Here is a 19,548-nt window from a genome sequence, read left to right on the forward strand (position 1 = left end):
AAAAGGTAAGCTACTAAGAGCGAATGGTGGATGCCTTGACTGGTAAAGGCGATGAAGGACGTACTAGACTGCGATAAGCTACGGGGAGCTGTCAAGAAGCTTTGATCCGTAGATTTCCGAATGGGGCAACCCAATGTATAGAGATATACATTACCTATATAGGAGCGAACGAGGGGAATTGAAACATCTTAGTACCCTCAGGAAAAGAAATCAATAGAGATTGCGTCAGTAGCGGCGAGCGAAAGCGCAAGAGGGCAAACCCAGTGCTTGCACTGGGGGTTGTAGGACTGCAATGTGCAAGAGCTGAGTTTAGCAGAACATTCTGGAAAGTATAGCCATAGAGGGTGATAGTCCCGTATGCGAAAAACAAAGCTTAGCTAGCAGTATCCTGAGTAGGGCGGGACACGAGGAATCCTGTCTGAATCCGGGTCGACCACGATCCAACCCTAAATACTAATACCAGATCGATAGTGCACAAGTACCGTGAGGGAAAGGTGAAAAGAACTGAGGTGATCAGAGTGAAATAGAACCTGAAACCATTTGCTTACAATCATTCAGAGCACTATGTAGCAATACAGTGTGATGGACTGCCTTTTGCATAATGAGCCTGCGAGTTGTGGTGTCTGGCAAGGTTAAGCAAACGCGAAGCCGTAGCGAAAGCGAGTCTGAATAGGGCGCTTAGTCAGATGCTGCAGACCCGAAACGAAGTGATCTATCCATGAGCAAGTTGAAGCTAGTGTAAGAACTAGTGGAGGACTGAACCCATAGGCGTTGAAAAGCCCCGGGATGACTTGTGGATAGGGGTGAAAGGCCAATCAAACTTCGTGATAGCTGGTTCTCTCCGAAATATATTTAGGTATAGCGTTGTGTCGTAATATAAGGGGGTAGAGCACTGAATGGGCTAGGGCATACACCAATGTACCAAACCCTATCAAACTCCGAATACCTTATATGTAATCACAGCAGTCAGGCGGCGAGTGATAAAATCCGTCGTCAAGAGGGAAACAACCCAGACTACCAGCTAAGGTCCCTAAATCTTACTTAAGTGGAAAACGATGTGAAGTTACTTAAACAACCAGGAGGTTGGCTTAGAAGCAGCCATCCTTTAAAGAAAGCGTAATAGCTCACTGGTCTAGTGATTTTGCGCGGAAAATATAACGGGGCTAAAGTAAGTACCGAAGCTGTAGACTTGCACACAACTTAGATTATTTAAGTTTAGAATATAAAAAACTAAGTTATATGTTTTAAGTTATATTTTTACTGATTTTTATAGAGTAAAGATAGAAATAAAACTTAGTAAAATCAGTAAAAATATTCTTGGTTTAAAGTTTAAGTAGTTTAAGTTGTGTGCAAGTGGTAGGAGAGCGTTCTACTTGCGTCGAAGGTATACCGGTAAGGAGTGCTGGAGCGAATAGAAGTGAGCATGCAGGCATGAGTAGCGATAATTAATGTGAGAATCATTAACGCCGTAAACCCAAGGTTTCCTACGCGATGCTCGTCATCGTAGGGTTAGTCGGGTCCTAAGTCGAGTCCGAAAGGGGTAGACGATGGCAAATTGGTTAATATTCCAATACCAACATTAGTGTGCGATGGAAGGACGCTTAGGGCTAAGGGGGCTAGCGGATGGAAGTGCTAGTCTAAGGTTGTAGGAGCTTATACAGGCAAATCCGTATAAGAACACTCCGAGAACTGAAAGGCTTTTTGAAGTCTTCGGATGGATAGAAGAACCCCTGATGCCGTCGAGCCAAGAAAAGTTTCTAAGTTTAGCTAATGTTGCCCGTACCGTAAACCGACACAGGTGGGTGGGATGAGTATTCTAAGGCGCGTGGAAGAACTCTCTTTAAGGAACTCTGCAAAATAGCACCGTATCTTCGGTATAAGGTGTGGTTAGCTTCGTACTAGGATTTACTCCGAAAGCGAAGAAACTTACAACAAAGAGTCCCTCCCGACTGTTTACCAAAAACACAGCACTCTGCTAACTCGTAAGAGGATGTATAGGGTGTGACGCCTGCCCGGTGCTCGAAGGTTAATTGATGGGGTTAGCATTAGCGAAGCTCTTGATCGAAGCCCGAGTAAACGGCGGCCGTAACTATAACGGTCCTAAGGTAGCGAAATTCCTTGTCGGTTAAATACCGACCTGCATGAATGGCGTAACGAGATGGGAGCTGTCTCAAAGAGGGATCCAGTGAAATTGTAGTGGAGGTGAAAATTCCTCCTACCCGCGGCAAGACGGAAAGACCCCGTGGACCTTTACTACAGCTTGACACTGCTACTTGGATAAGAATGTGCAGGATAGGTGGGAGGCTTTGAGTATATGACGCCAGTTGTATATGAGCCGTTGTTGAGATACCACTCTTTCTTATTTGGGTAGCTAACCAGCTTGAGTTATCCTCAAGTGGGACAATGTCTGGTGGGTAGTTTGACTGGGGCGGTCGCCTCCCAAATAATAACGGAGGCTTACAAAGGTTGGCTCAGAACGGTTGGAAATCGTTCGTAGAGTATAAAGGTATAAGCCAGCTTAACTGCAAGACATACAAGTCAAGCAGAGACGAAAGTCGGTCTTAGTGATCCGGTGGTTCTGTGTGGAAGGGCCATCGCTCAAAGGATAAAAGGTACCCCGGGGATAACAGGCTGATCTCCCCCAAGAGCTCACATCGACGGGGAGGTTTGGCACCTCGATGTCGGCTCATCGCATCCTGGGGCTGGAGCAGGTCCCAAGGGTATGGCTGTTCGCCATTTAAAGCGGTACGCGAGCTGGGTTCAGAACGTCGTGAGACAGTTCGGTCCCTATCTGCCGTGGGCGTAAGAAGATTGAAGAGATTTGACCCTAGTACGAGAGGACCGGGTTGAACAAACCACTGGTGTAGCTGTTGTTCTGCCAAGAGCATCGCAGCGTAGCTAAGTTTGGAAAGGATAAACGCTGAAAGCATCTAAGCGTGAAGCCAACTCTAAGATGAATCTTCTCTAAGCTCTCTAGAAGACTACTAGTTTGATAGGCTGGGTGTGTAATGGATGAAAGTCCTTTAGCTGACCAGTACTAATAGAGCGTTTGGCTTATCTTTAATAAAGCATCACTTCCTTGTTAAGGTTTTTAAGAAAGCTTTGAATGTTTTATATGAAATGTTTATATAAACATTATGTTTTTAAGCTAATAAAATCTTTCAAGTAAAGTTTGTATTAGAACTTGCTCTTAACATTGTTTTTTAAGTATTCTATATAAAAACTTATCAAAGATAAAAGATAAGTAAAGAAGAAAGAGAATAAAGAAAAAAAAGTAAAGAAATAAAAGATTAAGCTTTATTTTTTAAATTCAATCTTTCAAAGAATATTTAAATAACAATGTCCGTGATTATACAGATGTGGAAACGCCTTGCTCCATCCCGAACCAAGAAGCTAAGCACATCGTGGGTGATGATACTACGCCTTACTGGCAGGGGGAAAGTAGCTCATTGCGGACTTGTTAAATGTCTTCATTACTTACTTTATATATAAATCCTATGTTTATTTTTATTGTTGTTTTAGATGACACTTAGAATCGTGTTTAAAAAAGAGTTTGTTGCTGGTTAAGGTTTTTAAGAGAATAGGGTGTTTTTAGGGGTTTGGAAAATAATAGAGGATAAAATTTAAAATTTTCTAAGTTAAAATTACGTAAAATATATTAACAATATTTTTGAAAAGATGTCGAAAATTTGAAGGCATCAAAATGGATTTTATAAAATTTCTTAATCATTTTCAACCCATATCTAAATCTTCTCAGCAAGCTAGTGTATACAAATCTTTTAAGTTGAATTTAAAACCAAATATTCTTAATGAAAAAGACGAAAATTCCTCTTCATTTCAAGAGCAAAAAACAGATGTAGCTCAAACTATGCTTCAAAGATTAGAAGATGAAAAAGTTTTCAATCAAAAGGTAAGTGATAAAGTAAAAAAGCTGAAAGAGGTATGACTACTATATATTTTAGAGATCCTATTACAAATAAACTCGTTCGTAGTGCTTTAAGTTCAACAGCCATCAATAAAATGGGGATTGAATTTGACAAAGAAGATATGACTAAAAGACTTGATGGATCATATATATTAAGTGGAAAAGCTGAAAATTTCGTGGCTGGATGGTATGCTGATATAGCATATACTAGAGCTTATGTGGCTAGTGATAGAAATAATGATAGATATTTAGAAGATTATGAACTTGAAGATACGAAAAGTGGTTTTGTAGCACAGGAAACAAATTTAGGACTTTTTGTGCAATCTTATACACAATTAAATGGTAGCGTGGATACTCTATTTGGTTTTGAAAAAGATTTTAGAGAAATGCGTCCAGATGATACTAAAGATATAGATTATGCTGGTAGAACTATAGGTTTAGAGCTTGATAAAATGATAAGAAAAGATGGAGATTTTAATGGAGAGCTTAGTTTTAGCGAAACTGGCATGTAAGCAGTAAAAACCAAAGCTCCAAATTCTGGATGGACTGAAAGCGTAGGTATGTTAACTTTAACTAAATTTAATCAAACTAATACAATAGAAATTAAAGATATCTTAGATAAATTAGGTAAAGGTGTAAAATATGATGATTTAAGTGAAGATGAAAAATCTCTACTTAAAATGCAATTATCTGATAAAATTTTTGATGAAGTTGAAGATAAAGAAACTGGTAATAAAAAACTTGTTCTTAATCTGGATAAATTTAAAATTTTCTATGAAGGTTTTGTGGATTTATTTAAACAAAGAAGTGCAAGAATGCTAGGTTTAAAACCTGAAGATGCAACTAAACTTAATTATGACAATCTTGGTGAAATTGTCAACGAAATGAAGCAAACTTATTTTGATACAAATTCTACAAGTTATGGAAAAATAGCTGATTTAATTAAAATTTGGGCTTAGTTTTTATAATTATCTTGTAAAGTGTATTGTTATTTTTATTTTGATATGTTGTATTCTTATAAAAAATCAACTAATAAAAGTTTAGTCATATAGACTAAATAAAATTAAGTATATTTTTTTATATTTATACTTGACAAAATAACACTCAATGTTGTATAATACTTTTAGCAATCAAAAAATAGAGTGCTAAAAATTTAAGGAAAGAGCTATGAAAAGCCGAGATAAAAAGGATTTGATTTTAGATTCTATCATCCAAACTTATCTTTTAGATAATGTTCCTATTGGTTCAAATGAATTGAATTTAAATCTTTGCATCCCTGCTTCAACTATACGCGTTTATCTTAAAAGGCTTAGCGACGAGGGTTTGATCACTCAGCTTCATATAAGTAGTGGTAGAATTCCTACTATTTTGACAATGCAAAATTACTGGCAAAGTTTTTGGAAAAAAGAACAAGATCAAGATATCAATATCAAAAGTGAGAATTTTTTAAAAGAGTTGAGCAAAGAATTTGAAATTTATTGTCTTGTTTATGGTGGTAGAAGCTTAGTACTTAAAGAAGTGCTTAATCTAAATGCTAAATTTATAGTGCTTGATTTTAAAGAAGAAGAGCTAGTTTTAAAATATGAAAAAGAAGCATGGAATTTTTTACAAAGTCTTATAGGATTAGATCTTTTTAGTATAGAAAGAATAGCTTTGAGAGTTCATTTTATAGATCTTGTAGAAAAAATAGCTAGCTTAAGACAAAATTTGATTTGCTATAGAAGTAATGAAGAAAGAGCTTATCAAATTTATCAAAATGATGAATTTGTTAAGCTCTTAGATTGTGGAGTTCATCGTTATTTTAAAGAAAGTCTTGAATTTGAACCTTTATTTAAAGAAGGTTTTATGGGGCTTAAGGTGGATGCGCAGTTTTTGGGCGAAGATGTAAATATTATCTTAGCAGGTAGTGTTTATACGGATTATAAAAAAATATTACAATACATAAAGGAGGCGGCGTGAGCGAGCAAAAGCAAGAATTTGAAAACGAAAACGCAGAAAATTCTGAACATTTGCAAGATGAGAATTTGCAAAATATCGAAGATGTTGAGCAAAACAAATTGCAAAAAGACTATGATGAATTAAAAGACAAATATATGCGTGCAAACGCTGAATTTGAAAATATTAAAAAAAGAATGGAAAAAGAAAAGCTAAGTGCTATGGCTTATGCAAATGAAAGCTTTGCAAAGGATTTGCTTGATGTTTTAGATGCTTTAGAAGCAGCTATCAATGTCGAATGCCATGATGAAATTAGCTTAAAAATCAAAGAAGGAGTGCAAAACACTTTAGATTTGTTTCTTAAAAAACTTGAAAAGCATGGAGTGGCTCTTATTAAAGAAGAAAAAGAGTTCGATCCAAATTTACATGAGGCAATGTTTCATGTAGATAGTGAAAATCATCAAAGTGGTGAAGTGGTTACCGTGCTTCAAAAAGGCTATAAAATAGCCGATCGCGTAATCCGCCCAACTAAAGTTAGTGTAGCAAAATAAATTTTAATAAAAAGGATAAAAAATGAGTAAAGTTATAGGTATAGATTTAGGAACAACCAATTCTTGTGTTGCTGTGTATGAACGCGGCGAGAGTAAAGTAATACCAAATAAAGAAGGTAAAAATACAACTCCTTCTGTGGTAGCTTTTACAGATAAAGGCGAGGTTTTAGTAGGAGATAGTGCAAAACGCCAAGCGGTGACTAACCCTGAAAAAACTATTTATTCTATTAAAAGAATTATGGGTTTGATGATCAATGAAGACGCGGCTAAAGAAGCTAAAAACAGACTTCCTTATCATATCACTGAAAGAAATGGCGCTTGTGCGATTGAGATCGCAGGTAAAATTTATACTCCGCAAGAAATTTCAGCAAAAGTTTTAATGAAACTAAAAGAAGATGCTGAGGCTTTCTTAGGCGAGAGTGTTGTAGATGCGGTTATTACTGTACCTGCATATTTTAACGATGCGCAAAGAAAAGCGACAAAAGAAGCAGGAACGATAGCAGGACTTAATGTATTAAGAATTATCAATGAACCTACTTCAGCAGCTCTAGCTTATGGACTTGATAAAAAAGATAGTGAAAAAATCGTGGTTTATGATTTAGGTGGGGGAACTTTTGATGTTACCGTGCTTGAAACCGGCGATAATGTAGTAGAAGTTTTAGCAACAGGTGGTAATGCTTTCTTAGGGGGTGATGATTTTGATAATAAACTTATAGATTTTCTAGCTAATGAATTTAAAGATGAAACAGGCATAGATCTTAAAAATGATGTTATGGCTTTACAACGCTTGAAAGAAGCAGCAGAAAACGCTAAAAAAGAATTAAGTTCAGCTAATGAAACTGAAATTAATTTACCATTTATCACAGCAGATGCAAGTGGGCCAAAACATTTGGTTAAAAAACTTACTAGAGCTAAATTTGAAGGTATGATTGATTCTTTAGTAGCTGAAACCATCACTAAAATCAATGAAGTAGTAAGCGACGCAGGTCTTAAAAAAGATGAGATCAAAGAAATTGTTATGGTAGGGGGCTCTACTCGTGTTCCTTTAGTGCAAGAAGAAGTGAAAAAAGCCTTTAATAAAGATCTTAACAAGTCTGTAAATCCTGATGAAGTTGTGGCTATTGGTGCGGCGATTCAAGGTGCGGTTATAAAAGGCGATGTTAAAGATGTGCTTTTACTTGATGTTACTCCGCTCTCTTTGGGTATAGAAACTCTAGGCGGGGTAATGACTAAGATTATCGAAAAAGGTACAACTATCCCAACTAAAAAAGAGCAAGTTTTCTCAACCGCTGAGGATAATCAAAGTGCTGTAACTATCAATGTTTTACAAGGGGAAAGAGAATTTAGTCGTGATAATAAATCTTTAGGAAATTTCAATCTTGAAGGAATTCCACCAGCACCACGCGGTATGCCACAAATCGAAGTTACTTTTGATATTGATGCAAATGGTATTTTAACTGTTAGCGCAAAAGATAAAGCAACAGGTAAGGCTCAAGAGATCAAAATCACAGGTTCAAGCGGACTTAGCGAAGAAGAAATTAACAACATGGTAAAAGATGCTGAACTTCACAAAGAAGAAGATAAAAAACGCAAAGAAGCTGTAGATGCTAGAAATGCAGCTGATAGCTTGGCACATCAAGTAGAAAAATCTTTAAGTGAGTTGGGTGAAAAAGTTGCCACTGCTGATAAAGAAAACATCCAAAAAGCTCTTGATGATTTGCGCGAGACTTTGAAAAATCAAAATGCAAGCAAAGAAGAGATTGAAAGCAAAATGAAAGCTTTAAGCGAAGTTTCTCATAAATTAGCTGAAAACATGTATAAAAAAGATGAGTCAAATGCAGCGAACGATAAAAAGAAAAAAGATGACGATGTAATCGACGCTGAAGTTGAGTAATCCTAAAATCTTCATTCAAGCCTTGTTAAAAGGCTTGAACTCAATTCTATTTTATCTTATTTAATTTTTAAAAATTTTTTAGTAGTGATTTTATATAATATATTATTAATAAAAACATAAGGAACGCATCATGGAACAAAGTCAATTCCAACCCATTATCAACTTCATATGGAGTGTGGCAGATGATTTGCTTCGTGATGTTTATATGAAGGGTAAATACCGCGATGTTATCTTACCCATGACAATCATAAGAAGAATTGATGCGGTTTTAGAGCCTACAAAAGATAAAGTTCTAAAACCTACAATACCTATAAAGATGAATTTGAAAATTTAGAATCTTTGCTAGGTGGAAAACAAGGGAATAATCTAGGCTTTTTTAATTATTCTCGATTTAATCTACAAACCCTTCTAAACGATCCAAAAAACATAAGAATAAATTTTGAAAATTATTTGGATTGTTTTAGTGAAAATATCAAAGATATCATCTCAAAATTCAAATTCAAAAACCAACTTGACACCTTAGAAGAATCAAACATACTTTTTGGAGTGATAGAAAGATTTTGCTCGCCTAAGGTAAATTTCGGTATAGAAGATATTTTAGATGAAAAAGGTAATGTTATCCATAAAGGCTTGAGTAATCTTGGCATGGGGTATGTTTTTGAAGAGCTTATCCGTAAATTTAACGAAGAAAATAATGAAGAAGCCGGAGAGCACTTTACCCCAAGAGAGATTATAGAGCTTATGACTCATCTTGTATTTTTGCCTGTAAAAGAGCAGATCAAACAAGGAACATGGCTTATTTATGATAATGCTTGTGGAAGTGGTGGTATGCTAACAGAATCAAAAGAATTCATCACAGATCCTGAAGGACTTATACAGTCAAAGGCAAATATTTATCTTTACGGACAAGAAATCAACCCTGAAACTTATGCTATATGTAAAGCAGATATGCTGATAAAAGGCGAAGATCCAGATCATATAAAATTTGGTTCTACCTTAAGCAATGATCAACAAAACTTACAATTTGATTTCATGCTTAGCAATCCACCTTATGGTAAGTCTTGGGAAAATGATCAAAAAATTCTAGGCGTAGAAAAGAAAGGCTCAAATTCAACTTGCAATGACTCAAGATTTAGCGTAGGTATCACGAGCAAAAGCGATGGGCAAATGATGTTTTTGCTCAATATGCTTAGCAAGATGAAAACAGATACCCCTTTGGGTTCTCGTATCGCAAGCGTGCATAATGGAAGCTCACTTTTTAACTCAGATAGCGGTATGGTAGCTATAAGAAAGCATATCATAGAAAACGACTATCTTGAAGCTATAGTCGCCCTACCTACTAATATGTTTTATAACACCGGCATTCCCACTTTTATATGGATCATCACCAACAAAAAGTCAGAACACAAAAAAGGCAAAGTCCAGCTTATAAACACTACAAATGAAGAATATTTTTCAAAAATGAAAAAGTCTTTAGGCTCTAAACAAAATGAAATGACTAAAGAACATATAGAAAAAATCACTAAATTATTTTTAGAAAATGCAAGTAATAAAGATTGCAAGATTTTGAATAATGAAGACTTTGGCTATACTAAAATCATCATAGAAAAACCAAAAAGCATAGAAGCTTTAAAAGATGATGAAAAATTTGCAAAACTAAAAGACAAAGATAAAATCTTAGAAAAATTACAAGAATTAGAACAAAATCCACAAGACTTTAAAAACAGAGAAGAATTTATCAAATTTTTAGGCGTAAAGCTCAAAAAAAGCGAAGAAAATCTCATTATCGATAGTGATAAAACTAACAATACTGAAAAAATTCCACTCAAAACAGATATACAAGGCTATTATGATACAGAAGTAAAGCCTTATGTAGCAAACTCTTGGATAGCGTGGGATAGTGCAAGTGTGGGCTATGAAATACTTTTTAACAAATATTTTTATACCTACACACCACCAAGAAAGCTAGAAGAAATAAATAACGAATTAGAAAAGCTAGAAAAAGAAGTGTAAGATCTTTTAAGAGAGATTGTACAATGAAAAATTTCAAAGAGAGTGGCATAGAATGGCTTGGGGAAATTCCGGAGCATTGGCAGATAGTTCCTATTAGATATTGTTTTAATGAATTTAATGTAAGATGTAATGATAATAACTATCCATTGTTATCTGTAACTATAGCAAATGGTGTGGTTTATCAAAATGATATAACAAACAAAAAAGATACTTCTAATGATGATAAATCAAGTTGCAAAATAGTTCCTATAGGTGCAATAGCTTACAATAAAATGAGAATGTGGCAAGGTGCTGTTGGTATAAATATGCTTGAAAAAGGTATAGTAAGTCCCGCTTATGTTGTAGCTATTTCAAATAAACAAATAAATATTAGTTTTAGTTATTATTTATTAAAATCAAAAAATATGATTAGTGAATATGAAAAATATTCTTACGGACTTTGTTCGGATATGAATAATTTAAGATATGAAGATTTTCAAAATATTAAAATTCCACTTCCGCCCTTAAAAGAGCAAGAGCAAATTGCAAATTTTTTAGATGAAAAATGTGAAAAAATAGCAAATTTTATAGAGAAAAAAAGAAAAACTCATCACACTTTTAAAAGAACAAAAACAAACCCTGATAAATGAAACTATCACAAAAGGACTTGATAAAAATATAAATTTCAAAGATAGTGGTATAGAACATTTAGGGGAGATTCCACAACATTGGAAGATTGTGAAATTAAAATATTTAGGAAGCTTTCAAAATGGAATAAGTATCAATTCTGAAGCATTTGGAGCAGGATATCCTTTTGTTAGTTATGGAGATATTTATAATATAATATTTGTATCCCTTATAATATTAAAGGGCTTGTGAATTCTACAGAAATTGATAGAAAAATATATTCTGTAAAACAAGGTGATATCTTTTTTACTAGAACTTCTGAAACTATTGATGAAATAGGTATAAGTTCGGTATGTTTAAAAACTATTGAAAATGCAGTATTTGCAGGTTTCTTGATACGCTTTAGAGCTGATAAAAAAGTTTTAGATAATAATTTTGCAAAGTTTTATTTTAGAAGAAGCTTTAATCAATCCTTTTTTGCAAAAGAAAATGGTTTAGTAACTAGAGCTTCTCTTAGTCAAGAGTTGTTAGGTAGATTATCCGTTGTTATCCCACCCCTAAAAGAACAAGAGCAAATCGCAAAATTTCTAGATTCTGAAATTTCTAAAATAGATGCTATAATAGAAAAAACCAAAAAACAAATAAAACTCATAAAAGAATACAAAACCACACTCATAAACCAAGCTGTTTGTGGTAGGATTAACTTATAAAGGGATAAAAGATGATTACTAAAATTTCTATGAAAAATGTAGCGAGTTATAAAGATGAAACAACACTAGAAACAAATAAGCGTATTAATTTGATTTATGGTTTAAATGGAGCAGGAAAAACGCAAATTTCTAAATTTTTAGCAAATCAAAAAGATGAAAAATTTAAGGATTGTAAAATAGAAGGTTTAATCAATCAAGAAAATTTAGTTTATAATCAAGATTTTATTGATGAAAATTTTTATGATACGGATAGGCAAAAAGGTATTTTTACACTCTCTGAAGAAAATATAATTGTAAAACAAGAAATTGAAAATTTACAAAAAGAATTAATAAGATTAAAATCTAGTCAAGATGAAAATCAAAGAAAATTAGAAGAAAAACAAAAAGATATAATAAAAATAGAAAATGATTTTAAAGGTGATATTTGGAAAATCAAGCAAAATTACAGTGATAATTTTAAAGATTTTTTTGAAGGAAAAAAGGGAAGCAAAGAAAGTTTTTTTAAATTTATAAATCCAAAAATAGAAGAAGTTTTATCTCTTGATACAATAAATCAAAATACAAATTTAGAAGAATTAAAGAAACAATATAACATTCTTACTGATGCGACACAAGTTAAATTAGAAAATATCAATGAAATTCCAAATATAGAATTTAAAAATATAGAAAATAACTTAATGTTTAATGAAATAATTGTAGGGAATCAAGATAGCGTTATCGCAAATTTAATTAAAAAGTTAGGGAATGAAGATTGGGTAAAAGATGGTTTTGATAAGTATGTTTTGCAAGATTCTCAAACTTGTCCTTTTTGCCAAAGTAACACAATCACTACAGAATTTAAAAGCTATTTAGAGAATTATTTTGATAAAACATATGAAAGTAAAATAAAAGAAGTAAAAAAATTAAATGATGAATATCAAAATTTATTGTCAAATATACCAAGTATAGAGACTTTTTACAGAGGAGATATTTTAGATGATAAAAATTCAGAATTTGAAAAATTATATTCTCAAGTAAAATTAAAACTTGAAGAAAATATTAGAAAAATTCAAGAAAAGATTAAAGAACCTAGTAAAAAAATAGAATTAGAAAAAACTAATGAAGTGTTTCAAAATTTTAATGATTATATCAAAGAAATACAACAAAAAATCATAGAATTTAATAGCAAGTTGGATAATTGTAAAAATGAGAAAGAGAAATTAGAAAAACAATTTTGGGAATTTGTGATTTTTGAAAAAAAGGAGATTATAGAAAAATACAACAAAGATAAAAAGGAACAGGAAATAAATAAAGGAGTTTTAGATAAAGAAAATCAAGCTATCAAAGATGACATACAACATATAGAAAATACCATAAAAGAAAAACAAAAAGAGGTAATTAATATCCAAAAGCAGTTGATAAGATAAATAACCATTTGAAAGATTTAGGAATTTTAAGTTTCTATATCAAAACTCATGACAATGAAAAGCAAGAATACATTATCGCAAGAGAAGGAGAGAATAAACCTAGTTTTAAAACTCTAAGTGAAGGTGAAAAAACTTTAATTTCATTTTTGTATTTTTTGCAACTCTGTCAAGGCAAAAAAGAAAAAGATGAAGCAATTTTAGATAAAATTATCGTGATTGATGATCCTATTTCTAGCCTTTCTTTTAATTATGTTTATAATATAGCTCAACTTATTAAAGAAATATTTTTACGCAATAAAGATGGTAGTTATAAACAAATTTTTATTTTAACACACCATTTGTATTTTTTTAAGGAATTAATAGGGTTTAGAGAAGATTATAAAAAAGATATTTATACTTTTAGAATTAGAAGAAATGAGAATTATATATCTCATATCGATATAATGAAAGAAGATGAAATTTTAAATGACTATCAAGCTTATTGGCAAATTTTAAAAGATTATAAAGAAGGTAAAATTCATGCTATATTAATTCCTAATACTATGAGAAATATTTTAGAATATTTTCTAGGTTTTATTCAAAAAGATACAATTGATATAATAAAAAAAATAGAGAATGAAGATAAAGAAAAGAAATTTGAAGCTTTTTGTCGGTATATCAATAGAGAATCCCATTCTTTTATGGGTAATATGTCAGATGTAAAAGAAATCAATATCGATATATTTTTTGAAGCATTTAAAAAAGTATTTGAATATTTGGGACATCTTGAACATTATAACATAATGATGACTAAAGGAAACCAACAATGACTAACTACCAAGAAAAAGATTTAGAAGATTTCATAGAGTCTTATTTGTTAGAAAACCATGCCTATATCAAAAGAACAAATGAAAATTACGATAAAAATTTATGTATCGATACAGAAATTTTTGAAAATTTCTTGCAAGCTACACAAAGTGTAGCATTAGAAGAGCTTAAAAAGCGTTGTGGGCAAAACTATAAAAAAGAACTTTTTGATCGTATTTTCTCACAGATCAAAACTAAAGGCATAGTTAAAGCTTTGCAAGGCTATGTGGAGATCAAAGGTATCAAAATTTACCTAGCCTTTGCCAAGCCAAATACCAATGCAAACGAAGAAAGCGTGAAAAAATACGAGCAAAACACCCTTTCTATCATACGCCAGCTTTACTATAGCACGCAAAATAAAAACTCCCTTGATATGGTGATCTTTTTAAATGGCTTGCCTCTTATCACCATAGAGCTTAAAAACCATTTCACCGGACAAAATGTCTTTCACACTATAGAGCAATACAAAAAAGATAGAAACCCAAAAGAAGCTATATTTAACTATACGATAGTGCATTTTGCGCTAGATTATGATCTTTGCTATATGAGTACGAAATTAGATCAAGATGCGACTACATTTTTACCTTTTAACCTTGGTTTAAATAATGGTAGTGGCAAAATAGGCCTAGCAAATGGAGCAGGTAATCCGCTAAGTGATGGTATAAAAACAGCTTATTTGTGGGAGAAAATCTTTAAAAAAGATACTTTGCTAAATTTATTTTTTAATTTTGTGCAAGTTGTAAAAAAGAAAAATGAAGAAATCATCATATTTCCTAGATGCCATCAATTCGATGTAGTAGAAAAGCTACTCGCCCATGCAAAAGAAAACGGCACAGGGCAACGCTACTTGATCCAGCATAGTGCAGGAAGTGGCAAGAGTAATTCTATATCTTGGCTTGCACATAATCTCGTAAGCTTGCATAGACTTGAAAAAAATATCTTTGATTCTATCATCGTAGTAACCGATAGAAAAGTGCTTGATAGTCAAATAAGAGAAAATGTAAAATCCTTTTCGCAGACAAAAAATTTAGTAGAAGCTATCACTCATGGAAGCAAACAGCTTAAAAATGCTTTAGAAAAAGGTAAGAAAATCATCATCACAACCATACAAAAATTTCCTTTTATTTTAGATGAAATCAAAACTTTAAAAATCAAAACTTTTGCTATCATTATCGATGAAGCTCATTCAAGTCAAAGCGGAAGCAATGCTCAAAAATGGCAGAAGCCATAAGGGATAAAAGCGGCGATGAAAGTCAAAATTTAGATGATGAAATTTTAGAAATCATAAAAAATAAAAAACTCCAAAGTAATGCTTCTTATTTTGCATTTACTGCTACGCCTAAGCCAAAAACCTTAGAAATGTTTGGTATGCCTTGTGATGTTAATGGAGGGCAAAGGTTTATCCCTTTTCATCTTTACTCGATGAAACAAGCCATAGAAGAAGGTTTTATACTTGATGTATTAAAAGGCTATACAACCTATAAAAGTTACTATAAAATCATATCTTGTACAAATGATAATCTAAAATACGACAAAAAAAGAGCAAGCGCAAAACTAAAAGCCTATGTCCAAAACAATATCAAAACAATCGAACAAAAATCACAAATCATGTGTGAGCATTTTTTTCAAAATAGCTTTAAAAAGATAAATGGTAAAGCAAAAGCTATGATTGTAACAAGCTCAAGAGAAAATGCTGTAAAGTATTATCTTGTTTTTAGGGAATATTTAAGAAAAAATTATCCACATTTTAAAGCCATTGTAGCTTTTTCAGGTGAAGTAAATTTAGAAGGTGAAATTTATAGCGAAAGTGCTTTAAATGGTTTTGCGGAAAATGTTTTAAAAGATGAGTTTAAAAAAGATGAGTATCGTTTTTTAATCGTTGCGGAAAAATACCAAACCGGATTTGATGAGCCATTATTACATACTATGTATGTGGATAAAGCATTAAGTGGGGTAAGTGCAGTACAAACTCTATCAAGACTAAACTGAACTTGCAAAAACAAAGAAAACACTTTTGTGCTAGATTTTGTAAATACTCATGAAGATATAGCAAAATCTTTTAGTATATTTTATGAACAAACTTATTTAAGCGAAGCCACAGATGATAATAGAATTTTTGATTTAAAGGCAAATCTAAATGAGTATGAAATTTATACCCAAGAAGAAATAGATGATTTTGCAAATGCTATTTTAAGAAAAGAAAAAGAAAATATCATTCATGCAAAATTGGACATAATGCTAGATAGATTTAATCAAAAAAGTGATGATGAAAAATTAGATTTTTATAATAAAGCAAAAACTTATCTTAAAGAGTATTCTTTTCTTGCACAAATATTGCCTTATGAAGACATAGAGCTTGAAAAACTCTATATATTACTTAAAAAACTTGCTAGTAAGATCATCTTGCTTAAATCAGAGGATTTAGCTAAAGGAATTTTAGATAATGTGGATTTTGATAATTATCGCTTACAACTTGATAAAACACAAGACATCGTTTTACAAGGAAATGGAGAGCTAAAGCCTTCTTTTGCAGATGGTTCGAGCAAAAGTGTTGAAGCTGAATTAGAAGAACTTTCAAACATCATCAAAGATTTTAATAACAAATACGCAAATATAGACTTTAATGAAAGCGATAAAATTGCTAAAATCTTATATGATATAAAAGATGATATAGCAAAAAATGAAAGAATACGTGAAACTTTTAGCAAATCCGATATACAAAATTCTCGTATCGAGTTTGATGCGCTTTTAAAAGATAAAATTCAAGATATCTTGGAGTTAAATTTAGAACTTTTTAAACAATTTAATCAAAATATAGAATTTAAAGACAAGATAGCAAATACCATGTTTAATATGGTTTGTAATGATTTTTAAAGTATAAAATTGTCAAAAAAGGATAAATGTTTGTGAGTGTAGATTTTTTTAAAACCTTTGATATTTCAAATAATGAAAGATTAAAAGCTAAAAAAGTGCAGGGTAAAAAATATGAAATTTTTCTTAATGAAAATGAGCAAAGTCTTATAACTCCTAAAGTGTCTTTTAAAGAAATTTTGAGATATTATTATCTTTATCCAAAAAATGCCATTCCTTCTTTTAAATTACCTTTTTTCAAGCCTGATTTGAGTGGTTTTAGCACTCCGCATATTACTTGGCTTGGACATTCTTCGCTTTTTATAAGTTTTAAAGAATATAAAATTTTGATTGATCCTATTTTTAACACTCATGCTTCGCCTATTTCTTTTATCAACAAGGCTTTTAAAAATGCTCCTGTTTATAATGTAAATGATTTTAATGAAATTTTTGCTGTGATTATCACGCATTCACATTTTGATCATTTAGATGCTAAGAGTATAAAAGCTTTAAAAGATAAGGCTAAAATTTTTATCACACCTTTAAAAGTGGGAAATTATCTAAAAAGCTATGGGGTGAGTGAGAAAAAAATCATAGAGCTTGATTGGTGGAGTGGCATAGAATTTGGTGATTTAAAAATCATTGCAACACCTGTACAGCACAGTTCAAGTAGAGGAGATGGTAAAAACAAAACCCTTTGGGCTTCTTTTGTGATGGAATTTTTAAGTGTAGATAAGAGAGTGTTTTTTAGCGCAGATGGAGGGTATTTTACACATTTTAAAAAATAGGTGAATATTTTGGAAGTTTTGACCTAGCTTGTCTTGAAAGCGGACAGTTTAATATCGCTTGGCCATATTCACACTCTTTTCCTGATCAAATTTTAAAAGAAGCAAAAGATCTTAATGCAAAAGCTGTCATGCCTATACATTGGGGGAGATTTTTAGCGGGAACTCATGCGTGGAATGAGGTAGTAAAATTTCTTTATGAAAATTTAGATTTACCCCTTATCACACCAAAAATGGGTGAGGCTTATGAAATAGGGACTAAATTTAAACAGGATTTTTGGTGGAAAGAAGAATAAATTAACACAAGTTTATAATCTATATTTTGGTTTTTGTTATAGTTTTATAAAACTAAAAAAGGAGATTTTGTGAAAATCATTCAATGGAATAAGGCGGAATTTAGCCCAAAAGAAGTGAAAATCAATGTTTTAATTGACAATGAAAAAGGTAAAGAAATTCAAATTTTATTAGCTAAAGACAGTGTGATGAAAGAGCATAAAGCTCCTTTTGCTATACATGTTCAAGTTTTAAGCGGTAAAATTTGGTTTGAAGTGGAAAAGGAAAAATTTGAATTAAATGCTTTAGATATGATAAGCCTAGAGGCAAATGTAGCACATTCTTTAGGTGGATTAGAAAATTCTATAATAAGATTGAGTTTAAATAAATCAGATAGTGTTCAAAGGGTAAATGCTGTGCTTAAAAAGCCTTGATTTTATTTTGATTTTATAAGGTTTTAATTTGCCTAAATAATTCTAGGCTTTAACCTAGAATTATTTATAGTTTTTAATAAAATTTGTTATTCTTTCTAAACCTTTTTTGATAAGCTCATCGCTTGTGGCATAAGAAAGTCTGAAGTATCCATCCATTCCAAAACCTATACCTGGAACAACGGCAACTTTTTCTTGTTCAAGCAATTTTTGGCAAAATTTCATAGAATCTTTTTCTATTTTTTGTATATTTACAAAAAGATAAAAAGCACCTTCTGGTTTATAAATACTGATATTTGTGATTTGTTTAAGCATATCTAAGGCTAAATTACGGCGTTTTTCAAAGGCTTGACGCATTTTTTCTATATCTTCATCACATTCTCCATTTAAAGCAGGAATGGCTGCATGTTGAGCAATGGAACAAATATTTGAAGTGCTTTGTCCTTGAAGTCTTTTAACGGCTGAAATTAGGGCTTTATTTTTACTTGCCATATAGCCAAAACGCCATCCTGGCATAGCTCCACATTTGCTAAGTCCGTTAATGGTCACGGTGCGTTTTAAAGCATCTTCGCTTACACTTGCAAAAGCTACAAAATCAAAACCATCATAGCGAAGTTTTTCATACATTTCATCACTTAAAACAGTAATTTGCGTTCCTTCTAGAATTTTAGCAATTTGAGTTAATTCTTCTTTAGAATAAATCGATCCCACAGGATTTGAAGGAGAATTTAGCATTAAAACCTTGGTTTTAGCTGTGATAGCTTTTTTTAATTGTTCAGCGGTAATTTTAAAGCCATTTTCTTCCAAGCCTTTTATAAATATAGGTTTTCCACCTGAAAATTTTACCATTTCAGGATAGCTTACCCAGTAAGGACTAGGGATAATGACTTCATCATCTTTTTCTACTAAGCATTCTATACATTCAAAAAGAGAGTGTTTTGCGCCTACATTGGTGATGATTTCATTTGTTTCATAATCAAGATTATTATCTTTTTTAAATTTGGTTTGAATAGCTTTTAATACTTCAGGAATTCCCGCAACAGCAGTGTATTTTCCACATCCTTTTTCAATAGCATTTATGGCGGCATTTTTGATGATTTGCGGTGTGTCAAAATCAGGTTCGCCTGCTGAAAAACTAATAATATCTTCGCCTTTAGCTTTAAGTTCATTAGCAAGTGCAGTGATGGCTAAAGTGATAGATTCTTCTAAAACTTGAGATCTTTTTGTAAGCATTTTTCAATCCTTAATAGTTTTTGTTTAATTTTAGCAGAAAATTGCATTTTTGTAATAAATTTAATTTAAAAATGAGTTATAAATTTCAGC

The 19,548-nt window shown here is 32.1% G+C and carries 9 protein-coding genes, 2 rRNA genes and 5 pseudogenes; 15 read left to right on the plus strand and 1 reads right to left on the minus strand.

The genetic code is table 11. The features are described 5' to 3' along the window. Positions 1–3 precede the first annotated feature (3 nt). The 15 genes and pseudogenes from AJ936_RS01085 to AJ936_RS01150 all read left to right on the plus strand — a co-directional run bounded on the left by AJ936_RS01085 (position 4) and on the right by AJ936_RS01150 (position 18,228). Positions 4–3,062 (plus strand): 23S ribosomal RNA (locus AJ936_RS01085). Between the two features lie 279 nt (positions 3,063–3,341). Then, a 5S ribosomal RNA gene (gene rrf, locus AJ936_RS01090) occupies positions 3,342–3,458 on the plus strand. A 245-nt stretch (positions 3,459–3,703) separates the two neighbouring features. Then, positions 3,704–3,946: a hypothetical protein gene (locus AJ936_RS10175; protein WP_180365769.1), complete on the plus strand. Its 243-nt coding sequence runs from the start codon at positions 3,704–3,706 to the stop codon at positions 3,944–3,946. Then, complete coding sequence (locus tag AJ936_RS10180) at positions 3,943–4,437, plus strand: hypothetical protein (protein WP_180365770.1); 495 nt, start codon at positions 3,943–3,945, stop codon at positions 4,435–4,437. The genes AJ936_RS10175 and AJ936_RS10180 overlap by 4 nt, the downstream gene beginning before the upstream one ends. A gap of 48 nt (positions 4,438–4,485) precedes the next feature. Next, positions 4,486–4,884: a hypothetical protein gene (locus AJ936_RS10185; protein WP_180365771.1), complete on the plus strand. Its 399-nt coding sequence runs from the start codon at positions 4,486–4,488 to the stop codon at positions 4,882–4,884. A gap of 208 nt (positions 4,885–5,092) precedes the next feature. Continuing rightward, the gene (locus AJ936_RS01100) at positions 5,093–5,884 is read left to right on the plus strand and encodes an HrcA family transcriptional regulator (protein ID WP_070209839.1); all 792 of its coding nucleotides are present in this window, start codon (positions 5,093–5,095) and stop codon (positions 5,882–5,884) included. Beyond that, the gene (gene grpE, locus AJ936_RS01105) at positions 5,881–6,411 is read left to right on the plus strand and encodes a nucleotide exchange factor GrpE (protein ID WP_002790452.1); all 531 of its coding nucleotides are present in this window, start codon (positions 5,881–5,883) and stop codon (positions 6,409–6,411) included. The genes AJ936_RS01100 and grpE overlap by 4 nt, the downstream gene beginning before the upstream one ends. 22 nt (positions 6,412–6,433) lie before the next feature. Further along, entirely contained in the window at positions 6,434–8,305 is a 1,872-nt protein-coding gene (dnaK, locus tag AJ936_RS01110) for a molecular chaperone DnaK (RefSeq protein WP_070273956.1), read from the plus strand. A 130-nt stretch (positions 8,306–8,435) separates the two neighbouring features. Continuing rightward, positions 8,436–10,318 (plus strand): annotated as a pseudogene (locus AJ936_RS01115) (N-6 DNA methylase). A gap of 23 nt (positions 10,319–10,341) precedes the next feature. Continuing rightward, positions 10,342–11,054: pseudogene (locus AJ936_RS10420) on the plus strand (restriction endonuclease subunit S); the annotation flags it as partial. Between the two features lie 118 nt (positions 11,055–11,172). Beyond that, positions 11,173–11,634 (plus strand): restriction endonuclease subunit S, encoded by a 462-nt coding sequence (locus AJ936_RS10425; RefSeq protein WP_214283850.1) that lies wholly within the window; start codon positions 11,173–11,175, stop codon positions 11,632–11,634. A gap of 29 nt (positions 11,635–11,663) precedes the next feature. Continuing rightward, positions 11,664–13,849 (plus strand): annotated as a pseudogene (locus tag AJ936_RS10450) (AAA family ATPase). Beyond that, a pseudogene (locus AJ936_RS01140) lies at positions 13,846–16,760 on the plus strand (type I restriction endonuclease subunit R). The pseudogenes AJ936_RS10450 and AJ936_RS01140 overlap by 4 nt, the downstream one beginning before the upstream one ends. Before the next feature lie 26 nt (positions 16,761–16,786). Then, positions 16,787–17,817 (plus strand): annotated as a pseudogene (locus AJ936_RS01145) (MBL fold metallo-hydrolase). Positions 17,818–17,886: 69 nt separating this feature from the next. Then, positions 17,887–18,228, plus strand: a complete 342-nt coding sequence (locus AJ936_RS01150) for a cupin domain-containing protein (RefSeq protein WP_070273959.1) — start codon at positions 17,887–17,889, stop codon at positions 18,226–18,228. Positions 18,229–18,288: 60 nt separating this feature from the next. Here AJ936_RS01150 and AJ936_RS01155 read toward each other — a convergent pair whose 3' ends face one another. Then, a complete protein-coding gene (locus tag AJ936_RS01155) occupies positions 18,289–19,458 on the minus strand; it encodes a pyridoxal phosphate-dependent aminotransferase (RefSeq protein ID WP_070273960.1) in 1,170 nt (389 codons plus the stop codon). Between the last annotated feature and the right edge of the window lie 90 nt (positions 19,459–19,548).

This window comes from Campylobacter sp. BCW_6877 (assembly GCF_001762445.1).
In the GTDB taxonomy this organism is placed as follows: Bacteria; Campylobacterota; Campylobacteria; order Campylobacterales; family Campylobacteraceae; genus Campylobacter_D; species Campylobacter_D jejuni.

What these genes read in the sequence shown, in the direction of transcription:
- AJ936_RS10180 (WP_180365770.1), top strand. Translation starts at nt 3,943, where the DNA reads ATGACTACTATATATTTTAGAGATCCTATTACAAATAAACTCGTTCGT.
- AJ936_RS10185 (WP_180365771.1), top strand. Translation starts at nt 4,486, where the DNA reads ATGTTAACTTTAACTAAATTTAATCAAACTAATACAATAGAAATTAAA.
- AJ936_RS10175 (WP_180365769.1), top strand. Translation starts at nt 3,704, where the DNA reads ATGGATTTTATAAAATTTCTTAATCATTTTCAACCCATATCTAAATCT.
- AJ936_RS01155 (WP_070273960.1), bottom strand. Translation starts at nt 19,458, where the DNA reads ATGCTTACAAAAAGATCTCAAGTTTTAGAAGAATCTATCACTTTAGCC.
- dnaK (WP_070273956.1), top strand. Translation starts at nt 6,434, where the DNA reads ATGAGTAAAGTTATAGGTATAGATTTAGGAACAACCAATTCTTGTGTT.
- AJ936_RS01100 (WP_070209839.1), top strand. Translation starts at nt 5,093, where the DNA reads ATGAAAAGCCGAGATAAAAAGGATTTGATTTTAGATTCTATCATCCAA.